The 23,325-nt window shown below is 74.4% G+C and carries 26 protein-coding genes; 11 read left to right on the top strand and 15 right to left on the bottom strand.

Going from position 1 to position 23,325, the window contains the following annotated elements; genetic code table 11:
* Positions 1 to 99: 99 nt before the first annotated feature.
* Positions 100 to 618: a helix-turn-helix domain-containing protein gene (locus tag LWC33_RS29765; protein WP_233308014.1), complete on the bottom strand. Its 519-nt coding sequence runs from the start codon at positions 616 to 618 to the stop codon at positions 100 to 102.
* 85 nt (positions 619 to 703) lie between these two features.
* A complete protein-coding gene (locus tag LWC33_RS29760; RefSeq protein ID WP_233308013.1) occupies positions 704 to 1,165 on the bottom strand; it encodes a DUF4262 domain-containing protein in 462 nt (153 codons plus the stop codon).
* Between the two features lie 54 nt (positions 1,166 to 1,219).
* On the opposite strand from LWC33_RS29760, the gene LWC33_RS29755 reads away from it, so the two are divergent.
* A complete protein-coding gene (locus LWC33_RS29755) occupies positions 1,220 to 2,308 on the top strand; it encodes a glycoside hydrolase family 76 protein (protein ID WP_233308012.1) in 1,089 nt (362 codons plus the stop codon).
* A gap of 10 nt (positions 2,309 to 2,318) precedes the next feature.
* Here the strand turns inward: LWC33_RS29755 and LWC33_RS29750 are convergent, their stop codons facing one another.
* The 4 genes from LWC33_RS29750 to LWC33_RS29735 are packed head-to-tail and all read right to left on the bottom strand — an operon-like array spanning position 2,319 to position 4,748.
* Positions 2,319 to 3,026: a DedA family protein gene (locus LWC33_RS29750; protein WP_233308011.1), complete on the bottom strand. Its 708-nt coding sequence runs from the start codon at positions 3,024 to 3,026 to the stop codon at positions 2,319 to 2,321.
* Between the two features lie 15 nt (positions 3,027 to 3,041).
* Positions 3,042 to 3,794 (bottom strand): DedA family protein, encoded by a 753-nt coding sequence (locus tag LWC33_RS29745; protein WP_233308010.1) that lies wholly within the window; start codon positions 3,792 to 3,794, stop codon positions 3,042 to 3,044.
* Between the two features lie 35 nt (positions 3,795 to 3,829).
* Positions 3,830 to 4,102, bottom strand: coding sequence for a hypothetical protein (locus LWC33_RS29740; RefSeq protein ID WP_233308009.1), 273 nt, complete (start codon positions 4,100 to 4,102; stop codon positions 3,830 to 3,832).
* A gap of 19 nt (positions 4,103 to 4,121) precedes the next feature.
* Positions 4,122 to 4,748, bottom strand: coding sequence for a SigE family RNA polymerase sigma factor (locus LWC33_RS29735; protein ID WP_233308008.1), 627 nt, complete (start codon positions 4,746 to 4,748; stop codon positions 4,122 to 4,124).
* 100 nt (positions 4,749 to 4,848) lie between these two features.
* On the opposite strand from LWC33_RS29735, the gene fbaA reads away from it, so the two are divergent.
* Both fbaA and LWC33_RS29725 read left to right on the top strand, forming a co-directional pair.
* Positions 4,849 to 5,883 (top strand): class II fructose-bisphosphate aldolase, encoded by a 1,035-nt coding sequence (fbaA, locus tag LWC33_RS29730; RefSeq protein WP_233308007.1) that lies wholly within the window; start codon positions 4,849 to 4,851, stop codon positions 5,881 to 5,883.
* Between the two features lie 43 nt (positions 5,884 to 5,926).
* A complete protein-coding gene (locus tag LWC33_RS29725) occupies positions 5,927 to 6,340 on the top strand; it encodes a DUF3151 domain-containing protein (protein ID WP_233308006.1) in 414 nt (137 codons plus the stop codon).
* Positions 6,341 to 6,439: 99 nt separating this feature from the next.
* Here LWC33_RS29725 and LWC33_RS29720 read toward each other — a convergent pair whose 3' ends face one another.
* A complete protein-coding gene (locus LWC33_RS29720) occupies positions 6,440 to 8,047 on the bottom strand; it encodes an ABC-F family ATP-binding cassette domain-containing protein (protein ID WP_233308005.1) in 1,608 nt (535 codons plus the stop codon).
* Between the two features lie 715 nt (positions 8,048 to 8,762).
* Between LWC33_RS29720 and LWC33_RS29715 the strand changes: the two genes are divergently transcribed.
* From LWC33_RS29715 to LWC33_RS29700, 4 genes are all read left to right on the top strand, one after another.
* Complete coding sequence (locus LWC33_RS29715; protein ID WP_233308004.1) at positions 8,763 to 9,197, top strand: hypothetical protein; 435 nt, start codon at positions 8,763 to 8,765, stop codon at positions 9,195 to 9,197.
* A gap of 166 nt (positions 9,198 to 9,363) precedes the next feature.
* Positions 9,364 to 10,038: a lysophospholipid acyltransferase family protein gene (locus LWC33_RS29710; protein ID WP_233308003.1), complete on the top strand. Its 675-nt coding sequence runs from the start codon at positions 9,364 to 9,366 to the stop codon at positions 10,036 to 10,038.
* An 84-nt stretch (positions 10,039 to 10,122) separates the two neighbouring features.
* Positions 10,123 to 11,388 carry a DUF6986 family protein gene (locus LWC33_RS29705; protein WP_233308002.1) on the top strand — a complete coding sequence of 422 codons (1,266 nt, stop codon included), beginning with the start codon at positions 10,123 to 10,125 and terminating at the stop codon, positions 11,386 to 11,388.
* 165 nt (positions 11,389 to 11,553) lie between these two features.
* Entirely contained in the window at positions 11,554 to 13,167 is a 1,614-nt protein-coding gene (locus LWC33_RS29700; RefSeq protein WP_233308001.1) for an alpha/beta hydrolase, read from the top strand.
* 158 nt (positions 13,168 to 13,325) lie between these two features.
* Here the strand turns inward: LWC33_RS29700 and LWC33_RS29695 are convergent, their stop codons facing one another.
* The gene (locus tag LWC33_RS29695) at positions 13,326 to 14,012 is read right to left on the bottom strand and encodes a hypothetical protein (RefSeq protein ID WP_233308000.1); all 687 of its coding nucleotides are present in this window, start codon (positions 14,010 to 14,012) and stop codon (positions 13,326 to 13,328) included.
* Between the two features lie 44 nt (positions 14,013 to 14,056).
* Between LWC33_RS29695 and LWC33_RS29690 the strand changes: the two genes are divergently transcribed.
* Entirely contained in the window at positions 14,057 to 15,337 is a 1,281-nt protein-coding gene (locus LWC33_RS29690; RefSeq protein WP_233307999.1) for an adenylosuccinate synthase, read from the top strand.
* Here the strand turns inward: LWC33_RS29690 and LWC33_RS29685 are convergent.
* From LWC33_RS29685 to nth, 5 genes are read right to left on the bottom strand one after another with little or no spacing between them, the layout of a single operon-like run.
* Positions 15,321 to 15,740, bottom strand: coding sequence for a PaaI family thioesterase (locus LWC33_RS29685; protein WP_233307998.1), 420 nt, complete (start codon positions 15,738 to 15,740; stop codon positions 15,321 to 15,323). The genes LWC33_RS29690 and LWC33_RS29685 overlap by 17 nt on opposite strands.
* A complete protein-coding gene (locus LWC33_RS29680; RefSeq protein WP_233307997.1) occupies positions 15,737 to 16,933 on the bottom strand; it encodes a MarP family serine protease in 1,197 nt (398 codons plus the stop codon). The genes LWC33_RS29685 and LWC33_RS29680 overlap by 4 nt, the downstream gene beginning before the upstream one ends.
* Before the next feature lie 25 nt (positions 16,934 to 16,958).
* Positions 16,959 to 17,681, bottom strand: a complete 723-nt coding sequence (locus tag LWC33_RS29675) for an NUDIX hydrolase (protein ID WP_233307996.1) — start codon at positions 17,679 to 17,681, stop codon at positions 16,959 to 16,961.
* Positions 17,678 to 18,331, bottom strand: coding sequence for a TlpA family protein disulfide reductase (locus LWC33_RS29670; protein WP_233307995.1), 654 nt, complete (start codon positions 18,329 to 18,331; stop codon positions 17,678 to 17,680). The genes LWC33_RS29675 and LWC33_RS29670 overlap by 4 nt, the downstream gene beginning before the upstream one ends.
* Before the next feature lie 7 nt (positions 18,332 to 18,338).
* Positions 18,339 to 19,088, bottom strand: coding sequence for an endonuclease III (gene nth / locus LWC33_RS29665; protein ID WP_233308016.1), 750 nt, complete (start codon positions 19,086 to 19,088; stop codon positions 18,339 to 18,341).
* Positions 19,089 to 19,291: 203 nt separating this feature from the next.
* On the opposite strand from nth, the gene LWC33_RS29660 reads away from it, so the two are divergent.
* From LWC33_RS29660 to LWC33_RS29650, 3 genes are all read left to right on the top strand, one after another.
* Positions 19,292 to 19,540, top strand: a complete 249-nt coding sequence (locus LWC33_RS29660) for a hypothetical protein (RefSeq protein ID WP_233307994.1) — start codon at positions 19,292 to 19,294, stop codon at positions 19,538 to 19,540.
* A gap of 185 nt (positions 19,541 to 19,725) precedes the next feature.
* Complete coding sequence (locus LWC33_RS29655) at positions 19,726 to 20,400, top strand: Crp/Fnr family transcriptional regulator (RefSeq protein ID WP_037041895.1); 675 nt, start codon at positions 19,726 to 19,728, stop codon at positions 20,398 to 20,400.
* A gap of 80 nt (positions 20,401 to 20,480) precedes the next feature.
* Positions 20,481 to 21,692 carry an MFS transporter gene (locus LWC33_RS29650; RefSeq protein WP_233307993.1) on the top strand — a complete coding sequence of 404 codons (1,212 nt, stop codon included), beginning with the start codon at positions 20,481 to 20,483 and terminating at the stop codon, positions 21,690 to 21,692.
* On the opposite strand, the gene LWC33_RS29645 is transcribed toward LWC33_RS29650, so the two are convergent.
* A complete protein-coding gene (locus LWC33_RS29645; protein WP_233307992.1) occupies positions 21,681 to 22,472 on the bottom strand; it encodes an MBL fold metallo-hydrolase in 792 nt (263 codons plus the stop codon). The two genes, LWC33_RS29650 and LWC33_RS29645, sit on opposite strands and share 12 nt — an antisense overlap.
* Entirely contained in the window at positions 22,469 to 23,305 is an 837-nt protein-coding gene (locus tag LWC33_RS29640; RefSeq protein ID WP_233307991.1) for an NUDIX hydrolase, read from the bottom strand. The genes LWC33_RS29645 and LWC33_RS29640 overlap by 4 nt, the downstream gene beginning before the upstream one ends.
* Between the last annotated feature and the right edge of the window lie 20 nt (positions 23,306 to 23,325).

Genomic DNA, 23,325 nt, shown 5'->3' with positions numbered 1-23,325 from the left:
AGCAGGACAGAGCTGAGCAGGACAGAGCTGAGCAGGACAGAGCTGAGCAGGACAGAGCTGAGCAGGACAGGACGGGCAGGGGCCGGCAGGCGGGTGGGGTCAGTTCCCGGCGACCCCGGGCCGGTCGGCGAAGCGGCGCCGGTAGTGGTCGGGCGCCACCCCGAGCCGGCGGAGAAGGGCGCGGCGCATGGTCTCGGTCGAGCCGAACCCGGCCCGCGAGGCGACCGCGGTGGCGGTGAGCCCGCCCGACTCGAGCAGGCCGCGGGCCGCCTCGACCCGGACCCGCTCGACGTACACCCCGGGCGGGGTCCCCACGAGGCGGGTGAACTCGCGGGCGAAGTGCCGCTCGCTCATCCCGACCCGGGCGGCGAGCGCGGGTACCCGCAGGTCCGCGGACGGTTCGGCGTGCACGATGTCCTGCGCCGCACGTACGGACGGCCGCGGTGCCGGCGGCGCCCAGACCGGGCTGGCGTACTGGCTCTGCCCGCCCGCGCGGCGGACCGGCAGCACCAGCTCGGGCGCCACGCTCTGTGCCACGTCCGGCCCCACGACGTCGAGCGGCTGGATGCCGTCGAAGAGGGGGACCACCACGCGCCGGCGGCCGGATCCGTGGGTCATGACCCCCCGGTCGGGCTCCCCCAGAGATGGCGTCAACGACGGGGAGCCCTCGAATCCAGCCACTGATCCGGCCGCCACGGGCCCCTCACCCGCAGAACCGGCAGGGCAGGTCCTCCCCGGCCTCCTCGGCGTAGCCGTCCTCGGGGACGACGAGCAGCGCCTCGACCGGTGGCCCGCCCGGCATCCGGTAGAGCCGGTTCGCGCCCAGCAGCCAGTCCGCCGAGTCGGGGAAGGCGAGCAGGCTGACCAGGCCCTCGGGCAGGCCCACCGTGTCCCCCGGGCCGAGCAGCCCGCCGAGCCGGACGTACTCACCCAGCCGGTTGAGCGCCCGCGCCGCCGTGGCCTGGTCGACCGCGAACACGATCAGCTCCGGATGGTCGAAGCCCGACAGCCCGACCGTGTACACGAAGGGCGGGCCCTCCTCGTCCCCCAGCACGGCCTGCAACGCCCAGCCGTGCCGGCGGATCGTCTCGCGCTGCCAGGCCTCGTACTGGTCGACGCGGTGGACCAGCTCGGAGGGGATCTCGGACGGGATCTCGGGGTTCATGCCGCGGACGGTAGGCCCGACCCCCGACAGAAAATCTCTGCGATGATCGCCGTGATGACGAGCCTGTGGACGGACCGGGCGGCCGCCGCGGAACGCGCGGTCACGCGTCGCTACCTGCATCGCGTCGGCGGGGCGCTGCCGGCCACCCGGATCGGCCGGATTCGCAGCCCACGCCCCTCCGCGCCGCGCGAGCGCGCCCGGGCGCTCGTCGGGCCGTGGCACTACTGGTGGCAAGCCCACCTGCTCGACTGCCTCGTCGACGCCCAGGTCCGGGCGCCGGAGCTGCGGCGCGCCGCGGCGATCGGGGGGATGGTGCGCGGCGTGCGGGTGCGCAACCTCGGCCGCTGGACCAACGACTACTACGACGACATCGCCTGGTTCGGCCTGGCCGTCCAGCGGGCCGGGGTGCGGGTGCGGAGCCGCCGGGGCGCGCTCGACGCCGTCACCGCGCGGATCCGCGCCGCGCACACGCCGGCGGGCGGCGGCGGGATCTGGTGGCGTCGCGGCGACGACTTCAAGAACGCCCCGGCCAACGGCCCGGCGGCGATCCTCCTCGCCCGCACCGGGTCGCCGGACGACCTGGCCACCGCCGCCGCGCTCACCGACTGGATGGCCGCCACGCTCGTCGACCCGGCCTCGGGCCTGGTCCGCGACGGTGTCCGGCTCGACGCCGAGGGCGCGGTCCGCGAGGTCGTGGCCACCACGTACACGTACTGCCAGGGGGTGTACCTCGGCGCCTGCGTGGAGCTGGCGCAGCGGGAGGGCGACGCGCGCTGGCGCGAGCGGGCCGCCGCGGTGCTCGCGGCGACGGCGCGGGGGCTCGCGGAGCCGAGCGGGGTGATCGGCGGTTACGACGACGGCGGCGACGGCGGCCTGTTCAACGGGATCCTCGCCCGCTACCTGGCCGACGCGGCGGTCCGGCGGCCCGAGCTGCCGCACGCCCGCGACCTGGTGCTGGCCAGCGCGGAGTCGGTGTGGGAGAACCGCGCGGACACCGTCGCCGGCCCGGCCTTCGCCCACGACTGGCGCCGGCGGGCCCGCCGGCCCGCCGCCGGGGCGCCGGAGGGGGACCTGTCCGTGCAGCTCTCGGGCTGGATGCTGCTGGAGGCGGCGGCCCGGCTGGAGCGGGCCGGCACGGCCTGACGCGGACGGGTCAGGGCCGCTCGACCGCCGCCGTGTCGACCCCCGTGTCGGCCCCCCTGGCGGCCCGGGTATCGACCTGCGCCCCGTCGTCGACCGGCTTGCGGACCTCCATGACGTACCGGACGACCCCGACGGCCGTGCCGACCACGAAGAAGGCGATGGCCGCGACCACGGCCACGTGCCGCACCCACGGGATGCGGTCGAGCAGGCCCGCGGCGTAGTAGCCGAGCATCAGCAGGGTGGGCACCCACACGACGGCGCCGACCAGGTTGGCCAGCAGGAACTTCCGGTTGTCCATCCGCGCGGCGCCGGCGATGGCCGGGGCGAGCGTGCGCACCCACGGCACCCAGCGGGCCACGACGATCGACCAGAAGCCCCAGCGGTCGAGGAACCGGCCGGCCCGGTCGAGGTTCTCCCGGGTGAGGATCTTCCCGCCCTTGCGGACCTTGATCCGGTTCCCCGTGTAGCGGCCGACGAGGTAGCCGACCTGGTTGCCGGCCACCGCGACGATCACGGCGGCGGCCGAGAGCAGCCAGGCGGAGACCTCGTGGTGGTGGGCGGCGAGCACCACGCCCGCGGCGACGAGCAGCGAGTCGCCGGGCAGGAACAGCCCGATGACGAACGCGCACTCGAGGAACACGAACGCGAGGACGACGATCCAGACCGTGACCGGCCCGGCCGAGCCGAGCGGGTCGAGGGCCAGGACGGTCTGTCGCACGTGCTCCCCCTCCGATCAGCGACGGTGGCCGGGCGGGCGCTCGTCGGGCCGCACGACCGGGATGCGGGTCGTGGCGTCCGGGTCGTACCCCTCGGCCGCGCCGGCGCCGGTGGCACCGGTCCTCTCGGCGGCCCCGCGGCCCTGCCGCCGGGCCCGCAGGAACTCGATCGCGATCGGCACGATCGAGATCACGACGATGAGGACCAGCATCAGCTCGATGTTGTTCCGCACGAACTCGATCTGGCCGAGGAAGTAGCCGAGCACCGTCACGCCGGCGGCCCAGGCCACGCCCCCGATCAGCGAGTACATGAGGTAGCGCTTGGCCTCCATCTTCCCGACGCCGGCCATCACGGTGATGAACGTGCGGACGATGGGCACGAAACGGCCGAGGACGATCGCGCGGTTGCCGTACCGGTCGAAGAACTCCTGGGTCTTCGCGACGTGTTCCGGTTTGAACAGTTTGCTCTTCGGCTTGTCGAAGATCGCGGGCCCGGCCTTGCGCCCGATGCCGTAGCCGCACGCGTTGCCGACCAAGGCCGCGACCACCAGCAGCAGGCAGACCACCCACAAGGGCGTGCGGATGGCCCCCGTCGCCACGAACAGGCCAGCGGTGAACAGCAGGGAGTCACCCGGGAGGAAGAACCCCAGCAACAGACCGCATTCGGCGAAGATGATGAGCGCCAGGCCCAGCAGCGCCCAGGGGCCGAGCCAGCCGATGATGACGTCGGGCTTCAACCATTCGGGGCCCAGGGCAAGCGTGTGGGTCACGGCGCCGACGGTACCGGGCGTCCCTGTGGGTCCCCTCAGCCGACCGTGGGGAGGACCCCGGGGAACAGCAGCGAGACGAGCCCGATCCCCGCGCCCAGCACCAGGCCGGCGAGCAGTGCGATCACGAGCGCCCACACGATCTGCCTGCGCAGGGCGGCGTCGGCCCGCGGCCGCGGGGACGGCCGGGCGGCGGGCGCCGCCGGCTGCCCGACCGGCGCGGAGGCGGACGAGACGGCCTGCGCGTGCAGCGCCTCGGCCAGCCGGCGACCGGGGTCGACGGCCGGTTCCGGGTTCACGTACGGGTTCATCGTCGATGTCCTCCCGGGCCTATCTTCCCCCGGACCGTTCGGCCATGACACGGGCCACCGCGTCGAGCGCGCGGCTCGCCGTCGACTTGACGGTGCCGCGGGTGATCCCGGCGGCCTCGGCGATCTCGGCCTCCGACAGGCCGCCGTAGTAGCGCAACACGAGGACCTCGCGCTGCCGTGGGGGCAGGGTGGCCAGGGCGTCGACGACGGCCTGGTGCTCGGCCGAGAGCATCGCCAGCGACTCGGCGGAGCGGGCGTTGACCTGGTGCGGGGCCACGTACTCGCGGGCGGTGCGGCGCCGGCGCAGCACCGACCGGGACCCGTTGACGACGGCGGTGCGCAGGTACCCGACGGCCGCGGCCTCGTCGCGCAGCCCGGCCCAGTGCCGGTGCAGCCCTGCGAAGGCCTCCTGCACGACGTCCTCGGCGGTGGCCGGCTCGTCGACGAGCAGCACGGCGAGCCGGACCAGCCGCATCCGGTGGTCGCGGTAGAGGTCCGCGAGGGTGAGCGGGCTGCCCGGCGCCTGCGGCGGCGGAGCGGCAACCGCCGGGTCGGGGCGCGAGTCGATCCGGCGCAGCCTGCTCAGGGTGCGCTCGACCGTGCTCTCGTAACCACCGGTGTCCACCGGGTGTGCTCCAGCCCCCACAGGGGCCACCATATCGGGGGTGAGATTCGTCGTTCGGCGCCTCGGCGCCCGTGCGTGATACTGGCGGCGAATCCACGCGGACCCGAGGAGGGCACTTCAGATGCCGATCGCCAGCCCCGAGATCTACAACGAGATGCTGGACAAGGCCAAGAGCGGGGAGTATGCCTATCCGGCCATCAATGTGACCAGCTCCGAGACGCTGCACGCGGCCCTGCGCGGCTTCGCCGAGGCGGGCAGCGACGGCATCGTGCAGGTCTCGACGGGTGGCGCCGAGTTCCTCTCCGGCACCCGGGTGAAGAACATGGTGACCGGCGCCACCGCGCTCGCCGAGTTCGCGCACGTGGTCGCGGACTCGTACCCGGTCAACGTGGCGCTGCACACGGACCACTGCCCGAAGGACAAGCTCGACGGCTTCGTCCGCCCGCTGATCGCGATCAGCCAGGAGCGCGTGGCCAAGGGCGGGAACCCGCTCTTCCAGTCGCACATGTGGGACGGCTCCGCGGTCGAGCTCGAGGAGAACCTCAAGATCGCGGCCGACCTGCTCGAGGGGGCGGCCAAGGCCAAGATCATCCTCGAGATCGAGATCGGGGTGGTCGGCGGCGAGGAGGACGGCGTCGCCAACGACATCAACGAGAAGCTCTACACCGCGCCCGGGGACTACGAGCGCACCGTGGAGGCCCTCGGCGCCGGCGACAAGGGCCGCTACCTGCTGGCCGCGACCTTCGGCAACGTGCACGGCGTCTACAAGCCGGGCAACGTCAAGCTGCGCCCGGAGATCCTCAAGGAGGGCCAGCAGGTCGCCTCGGCCAAGCTGGGCCTGGCGGAGGGCTCGAAGCCGTTCGACCTGGTGTTCCACGGCGGCTCCGGCTCGCTGCTGGAGGAGATCCACGAGGCGCTGAGCTACGGCGTCGTGAAGATGAACGTCGACACGGACACCCAGTACGCCTACACCCGGCCGATCGCCGCGCACATGTTCGAGAACTACGACGGCGTGCTGAAGGTCGACGGCGAGGTCGGCAACAAGAAGACCTACGACCCGCGCTCCTACGGCAAGAAGGCCGAGGTCGCGATGTCCGAGCGCGTCGTCGAGGCCTGCGAGTCGCTGAAGTCCGCGGGCAAGTCCCTGGCGGGCTGAGCCCGGCCGGATCACCCGGGTCGTCGACGGGCAGGATGGGCGCATGAGTCTGCACGGCAACCTGCTGGGCCCCGAGCCCACGCGCCTGCCCGTCGACCCCGCCGCGGCCGCGCTGGCCGCGGGTGAGGACCCGGCCGACGTCGCGGCGGCCAACCCCGCGTCGTCGATCGCCTGGGCCACCCTCGCCGAGAACGCCCTGGCGGAGAAGCACACCGTGGCCGCGTACGCCTACGCCCGCACCGGCTACCACCGCGGGCTGGACCAGCTGCGCCGCAACGGCTGGAAGGGCTTCGGCCCGATCCCGTGGTCGCACGAGCCGAACCAGGGGTTCCTGCGTGCGCTGGGCGCGCTCATGCGCGCCGCCGGGGCGATCGGCGAGACGGACGAGGTGGAGCGGATCCGCGGCTTCCTCGCCGACTCCGACCCTGCGGCCGCCGCGGCGCTGGGTGTGTCCTGACCGCTGCACCCTGGACGTGGCGGCGCGCCCGGCTGCGGCTGAGCGCCGGGCGTTAGATCCGGCAAGCGCGGGACGTGGCGGTGAAGCGCCACGTCCCGCTCACGGGGCGCGCAGCGCCAGCTCCCGGCCCGCCCAGCGGCGGCGCAGCCAGCGGTCGTGCGAGGCGACGACGACGGCGCCGGGCCCCGTGCCCAGAGCCTCCTCCAGCTCGTCGGAGAGCCGGGGCGAGAGGTGGTTGGTGGGCTCGTCGAGCAGCAGGAGCTGGGGAGGGTCGGCGATCAGCAGCGCCAGCGCGAGCCTCCGGCGCTGCCCGACCGACAGCTCGCCGACGCGGGCGCCCAGGTCCCGTGGCGCGACCAGGCCGAGCGACACCAGCGGCACCGCCTCGGCGCGCTCGGGACCCAGCGTGCGCTCCCAGGTCTCGCGCACGGTGCGGTCCGGATCGGCGAACACGCTGTCCTGGGCGAGCAGCCCGACCCGCAGCCGCCGGCGCCGCCTGATCTCGCCCTCCGCGTCGAGCGACCCGGCCAGCACGGCGAGGAGGGTGGACTTGCCCGCCCCGTTCGGCCCGGTGACGAGCAGCCGGTCGTCCGCAGTCACGTCGAGCCGCTCGAGCGCGAGCCGCCCGGGCTCGCGGATCCCGCGGAGGGCGACCAGGATCCCGTCGCCCGACGCCGCGGCCAGTGCCGGCGCGCGGAACCGCAGCGGCGCCGGCGGGCGGCGCACCTGGTCCCGCTCGAGCTCTTCGAGCCGCCGGGTCGCGGCCCGGACCCGGCTCGACACCTGCCGCTCGATGCGCTGCGAGCGCCGGCCGTAGCCCATCTTGTCCCGGTCGGGCATCGCCCGGTCGTGCGCGACCCGCCGCGAGGTCACCGCGACCGAGTGCCGCAGCTCCGCGAGCTCCTCCTGCTCCTCGGCGAAGCGTCGCTCCCAGCGCTCCCGCTCGGCGCGCTTCTCCGCGAGGTAGTCGGTGTAGGTGCCGCCGTACCGGGTCGGCCCGTCGAGCGCCGGGTCCAGGTCGACGACGTCCGTGCACACGGCGTCGAGGAACGCCCGGTCGTGGCTCGCGACCACGACGGCCCCCGGCATCCCGCGCAGCTCCTCCTCGAGGAAGGCCGCAGCGGCGTCGTCGAGGTGGTTGGTGGGCTCGTCGAGGAGCAGCGCCGCGGGCCGGCGGAGCAGCAGCGCGGCCAGCGTGAGCCGCCCGCGCTGGCCGCCGGACAGGGTGCCGAGCGCGCGGTCGTGCCCGACCCCACCCAGGCCCAGCCCGACGAGGACGAGCTCGGCCCGCCGGTCGGCGTCCCACGCGGCGTGCCGCTCGGCCGACTCCAGGCGCTCGCCGTAAGCGGCGAGGAGGTCGGTGTCGTCGGGTGCCTCGGTGAGGGCGCGGCCGATCCGGTCCAGCTCCGCGAGGTCCGTGCGAGCCTCGCGCAGGGCGTCGTCGACGACGTCGGCGACGGTGGACGCCGGGTCGTACGGCATCTCCTGGTGGAGGAGCCCCAGGTCCGACGGCCGCGTGACGGTGCCGCCGTCGGGTTCGTCGGCGCCGGCGAGCAGTCGCAACAGCGTGGACTTGCCGGCCCCGTTCTCGCCGATCAGGCCGATCCGTCGGCCGGGGGCGGCGGTGAGGGACACGCCGTCGAGCACGCGGCGGGTGCCGAGCGTGCGGACGAGGTCCTGGGCGAGCAGCGCAGAGGGAGCGGGCATGACGACACCACCGGGGAAGATCGGGATCTCGCGCCCGCCGGGCTCGTGCCGCGGCCGCGGGCGCAGGGTGGTGTCAGAGCTCCATGATGCGATCACTCTCGCCCACGGCACCCCGCCCGCGCAACCGATTAACGGCCCGCAGGATTCGGCAGGTCGATCGTCGCAGCTCAGCGGCCTCGTCGGATCAGGCGCCGGCTGCGGAGAGGGAGCTTCCCCTGAGCATGATCGTCACTTGTGGAGGGGACGGTCGAAGCTCGACCCTCCCTGTCCAGAACGAGCGATCATGCCGGCGGCCCGGTCGGTGATCGCCGATCGTGGACGAGGAAGGGTGGAAGTCGACTCCCCGCATCCACGACCGGCGATCATGGCGGGAAGCGGCCCGCCGGAGGTCGGTGATCGCCGATCGTGGACGAGGAAGGGTGGAAATCGACTCCCCGCGTCCAGGAAGGGTGATCATGGCGGGGAAGCGGCTGCCAAAGGTTGGCCGTGATCACCGGTCCTGGACGGAGAAGGTCGGGAATCGACTCCCCCCGTCCAGGACAAGCGATCATGCCGGTGGCCCGGTCGGTGATCACCGGTCCTGGACGGGGAAGGTCGGAATGCGACTCCCTGCGTCCAGACGAGGTGATTACTGCTGCGGGTGGGGCCGTCCCCACCCCGGGCTCGGGGGCCGGCCGGGCGGACCGGGGGCCGTCGGAGGAGAAGCCTCCGGAGCATGACCACCACCACCCGGACGGCACCCCCGGCGGTCACCCTCGCCGTCGCGCTCTGGTTCACCGCCCTCGGCTGCGGGGTCGCCGGGACCCTCGTCCGGCTCGCGACGCCGGAGCCGCCCGGCCTCGTGGCCCTCGCCGTCCGCTTCGCGATCTACCTCGGCCTGGCCGGGCTCGTCCTCGGGCTGTACTCCGGGCGCGACGCGGTGCGGTGGGCGGTCGCGCTGTTGATGGGTCTGCTCGGCACGGCCTCGCTGGTCGTCGAGCCGCTGCGGTGGCTCGCCGGGGGTGGCGCGGTGCCGGAGTTCCTCGCGGCCGCCGACGGCCCGACGATCGTCATCGGCGTCCTGCGCGCGGTCCACGTGGCGGCTGTCCTCACCGCCCTGATCATGATGTTCCGGCCCGCCGCGAACGACTGGTTCCGGGCCGTTCCCTAGCCGTACCCGCACATTTCCGCGCGGCCTCCCTCACGTGGCGGAACCGCCGACGTCACGTCCTGAGTACGTTCCAGAGCGGTGACCTGGGCGTCACAATGGGTGCGCGACACTGCTCCGGACGACGGCGGGGTGCGTCCGGCCGGGTCCGGGGGAGGATCGAAGAGCGATGCAGTTCCTGATCAGGTGGGTGCTGGCGCCGCTGGTGCGGATGATCTGGCGGCCGCGGGTGCAGGGGGTGCAGAACGTCCCGCCGCACGGGCCGGTGATCTTCGCCGCGAACCATCGTGCGGCCGTCGACACGGCCGTGATCCCGCTGGTCACGCCGCGGCCGGTGGCCTTCCTCGCCAAGGCCGAGTACTTCACCTCGCGCAGCCTCAAGAGCCGCCTGATGGGGCGCTTCCTCGGCGCGCTGGGCTACGTCCCGGTCGACCGGGCCAACGCCAAGGCCGGGCTCGCCGCGCTGGAGGCGGGCCGGACGGTCCTGCGGGCGGGCGGCACCTTCGGGATCTACCCGGAGGGGACCCGCTCGCTCGACGGCCGGCTGCACCGTGGGCACACCGGCGTCGCGTCGCTGGCGCTGTCCACCGGCGCCGTCGTGGTGCCCGTCGGGCTCGTGGGCACCGAGAAGGTGCAGCCCGTGGGGAAGAAACTGCCGCGCGTGGCCCGGGTCGAGGTCCGCTTCGGCCGGGCCCTGGACTTCAGCCGGTACGACGGCCTGGAGGGCTCCGCCGCGATCCGCCGTGCGGTCACCGACGAGATCATGGACGCCATCGCCGACCTGAGCGGCCAGGAGTACGTCGACCGCTACCACCGCCGCCCCGGCGAGGCCGCGGCTGCGTGACCACCGCGTGTCCGGCTCACCGACCGGGAAGGATCACCCCGTTCCGTCCGGTGTGACCGACCCCGGGTAGGGCAGGATCCGTCCATGACGGATCTCGCCGAGGAACTGGCGACCGCGGTCGACCGCGACCTCGCCCCGGTCGACGCCGTGCTCGCGGCCGCCTATCCCGGCGACATCGGGAGCCGGCAGCCCGTGCACACGGTCTACGTGCCGGCGGACCGGTTCGACCGGTCCGTGTCCGCGGCGTGGGGGGCCACCGCCTGCGAGGTGTTCGACGCCCACGCGCCCGGCCAGGCCGAGCTGGCCGCGTGCTGGGGTGTCCCGGCCGCGGCGGCCGACGCACTGCGCACCCGGGTGCGGGACAAGCTCGTCACCGAGCCGATCGAGGACCTGCGGATCGACTTCGAGGACGGCTACGGCGTGCGGCCCGACACCGAGGAGGACGCCGAGGTCCGCCGCGCGGCCGCGGAGCTGGTCGCCGCCGTCGACGCCGGGATCGCGCCGCCGTTCACCGGGATCCGGTTCCGCAGCCTGGAGGCGGCGACCCGCCGGCGCGGCCTCCGCACCCTGAGCGCGTTCGTGGCCGAGTTGGCCGCCCGCGGCGGCGTGCCCGCGGGGTTCGTGGTCACGCTCCCGAAGGTCACCGCGTCCGCTCAGGTCACCGCGCTCGTCGCGGTGCTCGACGCGCTCGAGGAGGCCCACGGCCTGCCCGCCGGCACCCTGCGCTTCGAGATCCAGGTCGAGACCCCGCAGACCGTGATCGGGCTCGACGGCGCCTCGCCGCTGCCCGGCATGATCGCCGCCGGCGAGGGCCGCTGCGCCGGTCTGCACTACGGCACCTACGACTACTCCGCCTCGCTGGGCATCGCCGCGGCGTACCAGAGCATGGAGCATCCGGCGGCCGACCACGCCAAGGCGGTGATGCAGGTGGCGGCGGCGGGGACCGGGGTGCGGCTCTCCGACGGGTCCACCAACGTCATGCCGGTCGGCACCCCGGAGGCGGTGCGCGCGGCCTGGACCCTGCACGGCCGGCTCGTCCGCCGCTCCCTCGAACGGGGCTTCTACCAGGGATGGGACCTGCACCCGGCGCAGCTGCCCAGCCGGTTCACGGCGGTCTTCGCCTTCTTCCGCGGCGCGGCCGACTCCGCCGTGTCCCGGCTGCGCGCCTATCGGGAGCGCACCGACTCCGGGTTCCTCGACGAGCCCGCCACGGCCACGGCGCTCTCCGGGTTCCTGCTGCGCGGCGTCGACTGCGGCGCGCTCGACGGTCGGTGGGTCGAGAAGGAGACCGGCGCCGACCTCGGGGAGCTCGCCGTGCTGGCGCGCCGCACCACGCGTTCGCCGCGTTGACCCGGCGACCTGCGTGACCGGGGCCGACCCCACTCCGGCCGTCGGGTCCGCCCCCGCCGGTTCGGGTGCGTGCTCCCTCGTCCGGGTCACCCCGGTGCGCCCATCCTCCGCTGGACCCGCCGCGGGGCCCCGTGGCCGGGCTCCGCGGATCGGGGAGGAAGGACAGTGGGGACCAGGAGAACCAGGGGTGCGCGCCGGGCGGTGGTCGCCGTGCTCGCCGCGGCGGGGGCGGCGGTGCTCTCGTCGTGCGCGATTCCCGGCATGCTGCTCACGGCACCGACGCCCGTACCGGCACCGGTGCCCGTCGTGGCGGCGCCGGCCACACCGCCGGCGGCACTCGAACCCTTCTACACACAGGTGCTCGCGTGGGGTCCGTGCCTCCCGCTCGCCGACGACGACCACGAGCGCGAGCTCTTCGCCACTCCGGGCCTGCAGTGCGCCCGGCTCACCGTGCCGCTCGACTACACGAAGCCGGACGGGCGGACGGCGGAGATCGCGGTGCTCCGGATGCCGGCCGGCCACGACCGCATCGGTGCGCTCGTGCTCAACCCGGGCGGTCCGGGCGGCTCGGGGGTGGACCTGGCGGCGGCCTTCGCGAAGGGGGGTGGCGGCGGTCCGTTCGACATCGTCGGGTTCGACCCGCGGGGGGTCGGGAAGAGCACGCCGGCCATCGACTGCACCACCGACGCCGAGTGGGACGCCGTCCGGGCCGAGCCGCCCCGCCAGGCGCTCGCCGAGGGGACGGCCGCTACCGAGGACAAGGCCCGGCAGATGGCCGAACACTGCGTGCAGCGGTCCGGCGGGGCGGACGTGCTGGCCAACGCCGGCACCCGTGACGTGGCCCGCGACCTGGACGTCCTGCGGGCGGCGCTGGGCGACCAGAAGCTGACCTACCTCGGCTACTCCTACGGCACCCGCATCGGCGCGACCTACGCGGAGATGTTCCCCGGGAACGTCCGCGCCATGGTGCTCGACGGCGCGGTCGACCCGCGCCAGACCAGGGCCGAGGCCTCGATTGCGCAGATGGCGGGCTTCCAGAAGGCCTTCGACGCCTACGCCGCGGACTGCACGCGGCACGACGGGTGCCCGCTGGGCGCCGACCCGGCCCGGACGACCGCGGAGTTCCAGGCCCTGACCCGGCCGCTGGTCGACCACCCGGTGGCAGTGTCCGACGGGCGCACGCTGTCCTACTCCGACGCCGTGATCGCCGTGGTCGCCTCGCTGTACGACCCGGCGGAGTGGCCGGACCTGTCGAAGGCGCTCGTGGCGCTGCGAGCCGGGGACGGCACCGCGCTGATGACGGCGGCCGACCGCTACTACGACCGCCGCCCGAACGGCAGCTACCGCAACGACCAGGAGGCGCTCATGGTCGTGAACTGCGTCGACGGCGACCGGATGACGGACCGGGCGCAGCGCGTGGAGCTGGAGCGGCGGACCGCCGAGGTGGCCCCGTTCGCGGACTCCGGCCTGCCGGCCGGCGACGGCGCGCTCGACACCTGCGCGATGCTGCCGGTCACGCCGACCTCGCAGCCGCACCTCCCGCACGCGGAGGGCCTGCCGCCGACGATGGTGATCTCGACGACGGGTGACCCCGCCACGCCGTACCAGGCGGGTGTCGACCTGGCCGCCGCGCTCGGGTCGCGTCTGGTCACGGTCGAGGGGACCCGGCACACGGCGGCGCTGCAGGGCAACTCCTGCGTCGACTCCGCCGTCGTCGGCTACCTGGTGAACCTCACAGTGCCACAGCAGGACCTGCACTGCCGGTTCGCGGACTCCTGAGCACGGCGGGGCCCGGCGGCAACCGCGCCGCCGGGCCCTCGCGTGCCTGCGCGGGGCCACCGCCACGCCCCGCTCCTGCTCTCGCCCTTCTCGTACACGACCGACCGCGGCAGCCGACGCGCCCGCGCGGTCGGTGGCGAACCGGGCCGAGTCGTAGGTCAGGGACGCACGAGCAGCCAGTCCGCGGTGTGGCGGTACCAGGTCCAGCGCGGCGCGGGCCGCGGGTGCGGCACGCCCTCGACCTCCACCCGGGCGCCCGTGGAGCCGATCTGCAGGGCCCGCCCGGTGGCCGCCCGCACGCCCTTGCCGGGCAGCGCCGATACGCCCCCGGGCCCGGGCACGGCGACGAGCCGGCGCACCCGCCCGCGCAGCACCAGCGAGTTGTCGCAGTACGCCTCGCCCTCCACGTCCCGCAGTACGCCGCGGCCGACGAGCACCCCGCCGGCGTCGTCCCGGATGAGGGGCGTGGGCCGAGCCGGGCCGTCCAGGGCGAGGGCCGCCGCGTCGCGCGGGAGCTCCCAGGCGAGCGCCGCGGCCGAACGCCGCACCGCGGGCACGAACGCCACCTCGACGTGGAGCAGGTCCCGGCGCAGGAGCCTGACCAGCACGGATGCGAGGTCGGCGTCGTCGCCGTGGACGATCACCCGCCGCGGTTCCCGCTCCTTCAGCACCGGATCCACGTCGTCCTTGCCGGGCCGCGCCGGCAGCGCGACCGCCGGGACGTGGGCCAGCACACCGGGCACCCGTCCGAGCCGCGCCGCCGGGCGGCTACCGTGGAACGGGAAACGGCGCACCGGCCTGTCGCCACAGGTCAGCAGCACCAGTTCCTGATCGATCGAAGCCACCTGATCGGTTACCCTCCCGCCGCAAGCCAGGACTGGAGTTTCACATGCCGGCGATCGTGCTGATCGGTGCCCAGTGGGGCGACGAGGGCAAGGGCAAGGCCACCGACCTGCTCGGCGGGTCCGTGCAGTGGGTCGTGCGCTACCAGGGCGGCAACAACGCCGGCCACACGGTCGTGCTGCCCGACGGGCAGGACTTCGCCCTGCACCTCATCCCCTCGGGCATCCTCACCCCCGGGGCCAAGAACGTGATCGGCAACGGCGTGGTCGTGGACCCCGGCGTGCTGCTCGACGAGCTCAAGGGCCTCGAGAGCCGGGGCGTGGACACCACCGGCCTGATGATCAGCGCGGACGCGCACTTGATCATGCCGTACCACGTGGCCATCGACAAGGTGACCGAGCGCTTCCTGGGCAAGGCCAAGATCGGCACCACGGGCCGCGGCATCGGCCCCGCGTACCAGGACAAGGTGGCCCGCGTCGGCGTCCGGGTCGCGGACGTGCTCGACGAGAAGATCCTGCACCAGAAGGTCGAGGCGGCGCTGGACTTCAAGAACCAGGTGCTGGTCAAGGTCTACAACCGGCGGGCGCTCGACCCGGGCGACGTCGTGGACACCGTGCTGGCGCAGGCCGAGGGCTTCAAGCACCGCATCGCCGACACCCGGCTGCTGCTCAACCAGGCGCTCGAGGCGGGCGAGACCATCCTGCTGGAGGGCTCGCAGGGCACACTGCTCGACGTCGACCACGGCACCTACCCCTTCGTGACCAGCTCGAACCCCACGGCCGGCGGCGCCGCGGTCGGGTCGGGCATCGGGCCGAACCGGATCGACCGGGTCATCGGGATCCTCAAGGCGTACACGACGCGCGTCGGCTCCGGCCCCTTCCCCACCGAGCTGTTCGACGCCTCGGGGGAGTTCCTGCGCAAGACCGGCGGCGAGGTCGGCGTGACCACCGGGCGCCCGCGGCGCTGCGGCTGGTTCGACGCCGTGATCGGCCGCTACGCCCAGCGGGTCAACGGCATCACGGACTTTTTCCTCACCAAGCTCGACGTGCTGTCCTCGCTCGAGCGGGTGCCGATCTGCGTGGCCTACGAGGTCGACGGCAAGCGCGTCGACGACATGCCGATGACCCAGACGGACATCCACCACGCCGTGCCGGTGTACGAGGAGCTGCCCGGCTGGTTCGAGGACATCTCCGGCGTCCGGGAGTTCGACGACCTGCCGGCCGCCGCGCGCGACTACGTGCACCGCATCGAGGAGCTGACGGGCGCGCCGGTCTCGGCCATCGGCGTCGGCCCGGGCCGCGACCAGACGATCACTCGCGAGGTCTGACCCGCGCCAGGATCACCGAGCCGCGGGCGACCAGCCGGTCGCCCGCGGTGACCCGGCACGTGGTGAACACCGTCCGCCCGCCGATCCGGTCGACCGACGTGACCAGCTCGATCCAGTCGCCCACGTCGACGGGCGCCAGGTAGTCCAGCGTCATCGTCATGGTGCTGACGCCGGACCCGTCGGCCATCGCGGCGCGGGCGCCACGGGAGGCGGCCACGTCGACCGCCGTGGCCAGGAACCCGCCGTGCGCCCGGCCGCGGACGTTCGCGTGCTCCGGGCCGACCCGCATCCCGAAGACGTGCCCGGGCCCGTCCGGGCGGTGGTAGAGCCCGCCGAGGTGTTCGACGAACGCCGAGGTCGGCAGGAGCTCGAAGCCCTCGGGCACCCCGTTTCCCGCGGTCATGCCGCGCAGGACCCGGTGTCGACGGAGCGGGTGAGCCCCGGTGCGCTGCCGAGGGCCTGGGCGACCTGCTGGGCCGTGAGCACGAAGCCGGTCTCGGAGTCGTCGAGCGCCGCGCCGAACACCACGCCCAGTACCTCGCCGTCCGGCGCGATCATCGGGCCGCCGGAGTTCCCGGACTGGACCTTGGCGCGGACCGTGTAGACGTCCCGGGTCACGGTGTTGGCGTCGTAGATGTCCGGGCCGCGCAGCTGGATGCGGTCGCGCACCTTGCCGGCCGAGATCGTGTACGGGCCGTCGAGCGGGTAGCCGAGGATGATCGAGTCGTCCCCCGGGGTCGCCGGCGCCGGCGCGAAGTGCAGCGGGTCGGCGTCGAGGCCCGGCACGGCCAGCACCGCGACGTCGATCTCCGGGTCGTAGCTGACCACCCGCGCGTCGAGCTGGCGGATGCGGTTCGACGACGTCGTGACCTCGACCGTGGTGTCCGTGGTCCCGGCGACGACGTGCGCGTTCGTCATGACCCGCTGCGGGGCGACCACGAACCCGGTGCCCTCCAGCTGTCGCTGGCAGGACGGGGCGCGGCCGTGCACCTTGAGCACGCTGCCGCGCACCTCGGACACGACCGGCAGGTTCAGCAGCGCCGGGTCCGGCGGCCCGACCTGCTGGATCGGCGTGGCCTGGAAGGGGCTCAGGACGTCCGGGAAGCCGGAGCGGTCCAGCAGCGTGCGCAGCTCGGCGGGCAGCGCGCGGGCCTGGTCCGGCATCACCGAGTCGACGCCCTTGAGCACCTCGGACTGGCGCACGCTGGAGGCCAGGCCCGGGAAGCTCGCCGAGGCCAGCGGCAGCGCCACCAGCCACGCGGCGAGCACGACCGTGACGCCCTGGAGGATCGCCCCGAGCGTGGAGTCGACGGCGAGGAAGCGCTCGCCGCGGATCCGGTCGCGGATCTTGCGGCCCAGGTACACGCCGAGGGTCTCGCCGAGCGCGACCAGCAGCACCACCACGACGATGCTCACGATGATCCGCGTGGTCTGCGCCTGGATGTCCGCGACCAGCAGCGGGGCCACCCGCACCCCGATGATCGCGCCGCCGAGCACGCCGATGAAGGACAGCAGCGCGACCGCCATCCCGTGCCGCCACCCGGACACGGCCGCGATGAGGGCGAGGACGACGACCGCGACGTCCACCCAGCTCATCGCGGATCCTCGTGGTGGGTCCGACTCACGTGCCCGCAGCCTCCTGCCCGCCGTGTCGGCGTCCGTTCCGGTCGCCACCGCGTGCCGAGCGAGCCGCCGACCACGCCGCGCCCAGGTCGAGGACCCGGGACTCGTCCCAGGGATGCGCCCATCCCGCGCGATCCAACAGGCCGGACAATAGGCCCCCGGTGAAGCCCCACACGAGCACCCCCGCCACCAGGAAGGCGGGGCCGCGGTGCCCGCTCGGGTGGAGCGTGGTGACGCGGTTCGCCGGGTCGACGAGGTCGGCCACCGGCACCCGGACGACGGCCGCCGTCTCGGCCGGGTCCACGGCGTGCACCGCGCTGGGCTCGGCCCAGTACGCCAGCACCGGGGTCACCACGAACCCCGAGGGCGGGATGAACAGCTCCGGCAGCAGCGCCAGCGGGACGACGCCCGCGGGGTCCAGTCCCGTCTCCTCCTCGGCCTCGCGCAGCGCGGCGCCGAGCGGGCCGGCGTCGCCGGGGTCGATCCGCCCGCCCGGGAAGGCCACCTGACCGGCGTGGTTGCGCAGCGTGGAGGCGCGCTCGACGAGCAGCACGTCCGGCCCCTCCGGGCCCTCGGCGAACAGCATCAGCACGGCGGCGCGCGGTCCGCCGGCGGGCGGCGGGACGCGGTGCGGGGCGAGGTCGTAGGCCTCGACGCTGCCGAGCGAGCCCAGCAGCGGCTCCAGGAAGGCGGGCGCCGCCTCCGGGTGCACGTCGGTCATGGGGACAGCTTGCCGACCACGGCCGCGACCTCGTCGGCCGACCCGAAGGGCACCGGGGGATCGACCCGCGCGACCGCCCCGTCCGCGCGCACGACGTAGCTGGCCGGGATGGCCGGCGGCACGGCCAGCGCGGACCGCAGCGCGCCGTCCGGATCGGTGACCGACGGGAGCCGGACGCCGATCTCCGCGAGCAGCGCGAGGGCGGCCGGGTCCGTGTCCTGGATGTCGACGAGCAGCACCGGCACGGCGCCCGGCCGGGCGGCGTACTCGGCGATCGCGGGCAGCTCCTCCCGGCACGGCGCGCACCACGAGGCCCAGACGTTGACCAGCGCCGGCCGGCCGGCGAGCGCGCCGCCGACGTCGACCGGCGTGCCGTCGGCCAGGCAGGGCGCGACGACCCCGGCGAGCGGCCCCGCCCCGCCGGTGCCCGACGGGCACGGCGGCAGGTCCGCGCGCGCCCGGAGGTCGGCGAGCCGGGCGGGATCGGGCGCGGCCGTCGTGGTCGCGGCGCCCCCGCTCGCGGCGCCGGACGGCGCCCCGGCACGCGGCCAGAGCGCGACGACCCCGACGACCACCAGCACGAGCACGACCACCGTGCTGACCAGCTCCGACCGGTGCCGCCGCAGGGCGGCCCGGCGATCGGTGCTCATCGTCGGCTCATTCCCCGCCCAGCCCCGCCAGCTGCAGCAGGTGCGGCGCCTCCGGGCCCTTGACCAGCTTCGCCGCGGCGACCGGATCGGTGGGGCCGACGCCGAACGACGGGCAGTCCATCGCCAGGGTGCACGCCCCGCAGGCCGGCTTCTTGGCGTGGCAGACCCGGCGGCCGTGGAAGATCACGTAGTGCGAGGCCATGGTCCAGTCCTTCTTCGGGACCAGGTCGCCGACCTCGTGCTCGACCTTGACCGGGTCCTCCTCGGTGGTCCAGCCCCAGCGCCGGACGAGCCGGCCGAAGTGGGTGTCGACGGTGATGCCGGGGACGCCGAACGCGTTGCCCAGGATGACGTTCGCCGTCTTCCGCCCGATTCCCGGCAGGGTGACGAGATCGTCCAGGTTGCCCGGGACCTCGCCGTCGAACCGCTCGACCAGGGCAGCGCCCAGTCCCATCAGCGCGTTCGCCTTGTTGCGGTAGAAGCCCGTCTGCCGGACGTACTCCTCCAGCTCGGTCCGGTCGGCGCCGGCGTAGTCCGCCGCGGTGCGGTAGCGCGCGAAGAGCGCCGGGCTGATCTCGTTGACCTTCTTGTCGGTCGACTGCGCGGACAGGATCGTGGCGACGGCGAGCTCGAGCGGGTTCGTGAAGTCCAGCTCGCAGTGCGCGTCGGGGTACGCCACGGCGAGCGCCCGCAGGATGCGCCCGACCCGCCGGGCGCGGCCGATCCCGCTCTCCCCGGCGGCGATCCGCGCGGACAGCTTGGCGACCTCGCGGCTGGTGGGACGCCGGAGTGTGGTGGTCACAGGGCGAGACTACGTCCGCCCACCGACAACCCCGGGCGCGGTACGGAGCGTGACGATGCCGTTGCCGCAGGTGGCGGGTCTCGATCGCGCATCGATCGCAACACGCGGGGCCCCCGGTGCGCCCGGGGCGCGGGGGGTAGGCCATCATCGATCGTGACATGACTGCCTGGTTAGCCGTCCTCGTGCCGCTCCTGGTGATGTTCTTCGCGCTCGGCATGGAGCGCGTCGAGTCCCGGATGCGGGAGTCCACCGTGCGGCAGGACGAGCTCGACGAGCTGCTCGAGCGTCCCCGCCCCGACGAGGTACGTGCGTTGTTCCGTCAGGGCACCGTCCGTGCGCTGGAGCTCTTCCGCCTGCGCAACCGGGGCGGGAGGCGCGGGACACGCCGGAGTAAAGTCTCCCCGTAGCCCGTTCGGCCCGGGAGGGCCGGCCGGGAAGGGGGGCCGAACGGGTCGGTCCGCCGTGCCGGGTGCCCCAATCCGGGCATGGTGTTCACACGTCGTCTCGTCACACTGTGCGGAGCGACCCCCTAGACTGGCGCGCCGATGATCCGCCGCGTGGCTGCGGTGGATGTGGACGAGGAGCAGGTGTTGTGGACGATGTTCTGATCCGGGCTGGGATCTTCCAGGGTGTGGAGCCGCACGCCGCCGAGGTGCTGGCCCAGACCCTGGAGCCCGTGGAGTTCCCGCGTGGGCACGTCATCTTCAGCGAGGGCGAGCCGGGTGACCGGCTCTACATCATCGCCAGCGGCAAGGTGAAGATCGGCCGGAAGTCCCCCGACGGCCGGGAGAACCTGCTGATGGTCGCGGGCCCGTCGGACATGTTCGGCGAGCTGTCGATCTTCGACCCGGGCCCGCGCACGTCGTCGGCCACCTCGGTGACCGAGGTCCGCGCCTTCACGATGGACCGCGCCGCGCTGCGCGAGTGGATCGGCAAGCGCCCGGAGATCGCCGAACAGCTGCTGCGCGTGCTGGCCCGCCGGCTGCGCCGCACCAACAACATGCTGGCGGACCTGATCTTCACGGACGTGCCCGGCCGCGTGGCCAAGTCGCTGCTGCAGCTGGCCCGCCAGTTCGGGTCGCAGGAGTCCGGCCTGCTGCGCGTCACGCACGACCTGACCCAGGAGGAGATCGCCCAGCTCGTCGGCGCCTCCCGCGAGACGGTCAACAAGGCGCTGGCGGACTTCGCGCACCGCGGCTGGCTGCGGCTCGAGGGCAAGAGCGTGCTGATCCTGGAGCCCGAGCGGCTCGCCCGGCGGGCTCGCTAGAACAGGGACGCGTCACCCGCGTGGTGGCGTGCGGCAAGTAACTGGTACGCCCGTACCAGAAGTGTGCGATCCTCGACGGCGTGTCCGTCTCGCTCGCCGACTACCGCGCCGCCGTCACCGCCCCCGGTGCGGCCGTGCCCGTCCTCACCTCCGCGGTGGGGCGGTTCCCGGTCGCCATGTTCAGCTTCGCCACGCTGCTCTACGTGCAGCGTGAGTCGGGGTCGTTCGCGGTGGCCGGCGCCGTCTCGGCGGGGTCGCTGGTCGGCGTCGCGCTCGGCTCGGTCCTGCAGGGCCGGCTGATGGACCGGCGCGGGCCGTCGGGTGTGCTCCTGACGGTCGCCGGGCTGTTCGCGCTCGGTGCGGGCGGGCTCGTCGCGGCGGTCGAGACGTGGACCGCGCTGCCGGTCGTCGTCGCGGTCGCGCTGTTCACCGGGCTCGTCATGCCGGCCATGCCGGGTGCCTCCCGGGCGTTGTGGGAGCGGCTGGTGCCGGCCGGGCCGCGCGAGGCGGCGTACGGCTACGAGGCGATCAGCCTCGAGGTCTTCTTCGTCCTCGGGCCGGGGGTGGCCGCGCTGCTGGCCTCGACGCCGTGGCCGGGGACGGGCACCGCGGTGGCCGTGCTCGCGACCGTCGTCGGCACGGTGGGGTTCGCGCTGAGCGGGCCCGTGCGCGGCAGCGAGCCACTTCCGTCGACCGGGTCGACGCTGTGGGGCGCGATCGCGAGCCCCGGCATGCGGACGATCGCCCTGGCCGGGCTGGGCTTCGGGCTCGTCGTCGGCGCCGTGGAGGTCGGGGTGCCCGCGGTCGCCACGGGCCTGGGCGAGCCCTGGCTGGGTGGCGCGCTGCTCTCCGCCTGGTCGGTCACGTCGGTGCTGGTCGGCGTGCTCTACGGGATTCGGCCGTGGCCCCGCGCGCTGCACCTGCGGATGCCCGTGCTGGTCGCCGGGTTCGGCGTGCTCGTGCTGGCCATGTGGCTCGCGGGCGCGGCGGACTCGCTCCCGCTGCTGGTGATCGCCATGCTGGCCGCGGGCGGGCTGATCACGCCGCAGACCACGGGGCACTCGCTCGTCATCGAGGTGGTGGCGCCGCGCGGCGCGGCCACCGAGGCGTTCGGCTGGGTCGTCACCGCGATCACCGTGGGCGCCGCGGTCGGGCAGTCCTTGGCCGGGGTCGTGGTCGAGGCGGCCGGGGCCTCCGGGGCCTTCCTCGCCGGTGGCGCGGCCGGCCTGCTCGTCGGTGCCGTGCTGTGGGCCCGGCGCAGGACGGTCGAGGGCACGCCCTCAGCCGCGTAGGTAGTCCAGCTGCGCCTTGACCGAGAGCTCCGCGGCGTCCCACAGCCGCTGGTCGACGTCGGCGTACACGACCTCGACCACCTGGCGGGGCGGCGCGTCGTCCGGCAGCGTGCGCAGGGCCTCGCGGACCTGCTCGAGCCGCTGGTGACGGTGCTCGCGGTAGTACGTCGCGACGGCCGCGGCGTCGGGCAGCTCGGGGCCGTGGCCGGTCAGTACGGTGGTGCCCGGCGGCAGGTCGGCATACCAGTCCAGCGAGGAGAGGTACGGGGCGAGCGCGCCGTCCGGGTGGGCGATCACGGTGGTGCCGTGCCCGAGGATCATGTCGCCGGCCAGCAGCGGCGGCGGACCCTCGCCCGGGCCCTCCACCAGGAACGACGTCGAGTCCGACGTGTGGCCGGGCGTCGCGACCACACGGAGCTCCAGGCCCGCGGCGGCCACGACGTCGCCGTCGGCGAGGGCCTCGGAGCCCAGGACGAGGCTCGGGTCCAGGGCCTGCACCGGCGCCTTCGTGAGCTCGGCGAGCCGGCGGGCCGCGCCGCAGTGGTCGTGGTGCCGGTGGGTCAGGAGGATCCGCGCCACGGGTCCCTGCGCCGTGATCCGCTCGAGGTGCTCCTCGTCGTCGTCCTCGCCGGGGTCGACGACCACGCACTCCTCCACCCCCGGCGCCCGCAGCACCCAGGTGTTGGTGCCCTCCAGCGTCATGGGGCCCGGGTTGTTCTGCAGCAGCACCGAGACCAGCGGCGTGACCTCGCGGAGCACGCCGTACGCGGGAGCGGTCACGCCGGGCGCGCGGGCGCGAACGGGTGCTCGGACCCGTCCGGGAGGATGACGTACCGGATGCCCGCGTCGTCCTTGCGGAACTTCGGGTGCACCGGGGTCATGTCCCGGCCGGCGCAGCCGGCGAGCGCCTCGGCCGTGGTCCCGAAGACCGCGAGGTCGCGCAGCGAGAGCAGGGTCGGCGGCATGAGCGTCATCTCGCCGGCGTCGAAGGCCTCCAGGGCCGCCTGCGGGTACCACCAGGTGGCCTCGACGGCCTCCGTGGTGTGCGCGTCGGCCTCCTGGCCGGCGGGCAGGGCGGCCACGAAGAAGATCGTGTCGTAGCGGCGGCCCTCCTGCGGCGGGGTCACCCAGTGCGCCCAGGTCCGCAACAGGTCCGACCGCAGCACGTAGCCCGAGTCGAGCAGGACCTGAGCGAGCGAGATGGCGTGCTCGGTGAGCTGCTTGCGCCACAGCGGGGCCTGCGCGGTCAGCGAGCCGGGCTCCCCGCCGGGCGCGCCGGCGAGCAGCACGCCGGTCTCCTCGAACACCTCGCGCACGGCCGCGGACACGGCCTGCCCCGCGACCTCCGGTGGCACGCCGATCAGCTCGGCCCACTCGGCCGGATCGGGACCGGCCCAGCGCTCGGCGTCGGGCACGTCGGTGGGGTCGACACTGCCGCCCGGGAACACGGTCATGCCGCCCGCGAAGGCCATCTGCTTCACCCGCCGCTGCAGGAAGACCTGCAGCGGAGCACGACCCGGCGGGGGCGCCGGGTCGTCGCGCAGCAGCAGCACCGTCGCAGCCGGCTTCGGCTGCGCGGCGCTCTCGATCGTGTTGTCACCGGCGACGCTCACGATCGGACCTTAACCCGACG

The organism is Pseudonocardia terrae, assembly GCF_021343995.1.
Classification (GTDB): Bacteria; Actinomycetota; Actinomycetes; order Mycobacteriales; family Pseudonocardiaceae; genus Pseudonocardia; species Pseudonocardia terrae.
Note: the sequence above shows the minus strand (reverse complement) of the source record. Positions and strands in the feature narration are given on the sequence as shown.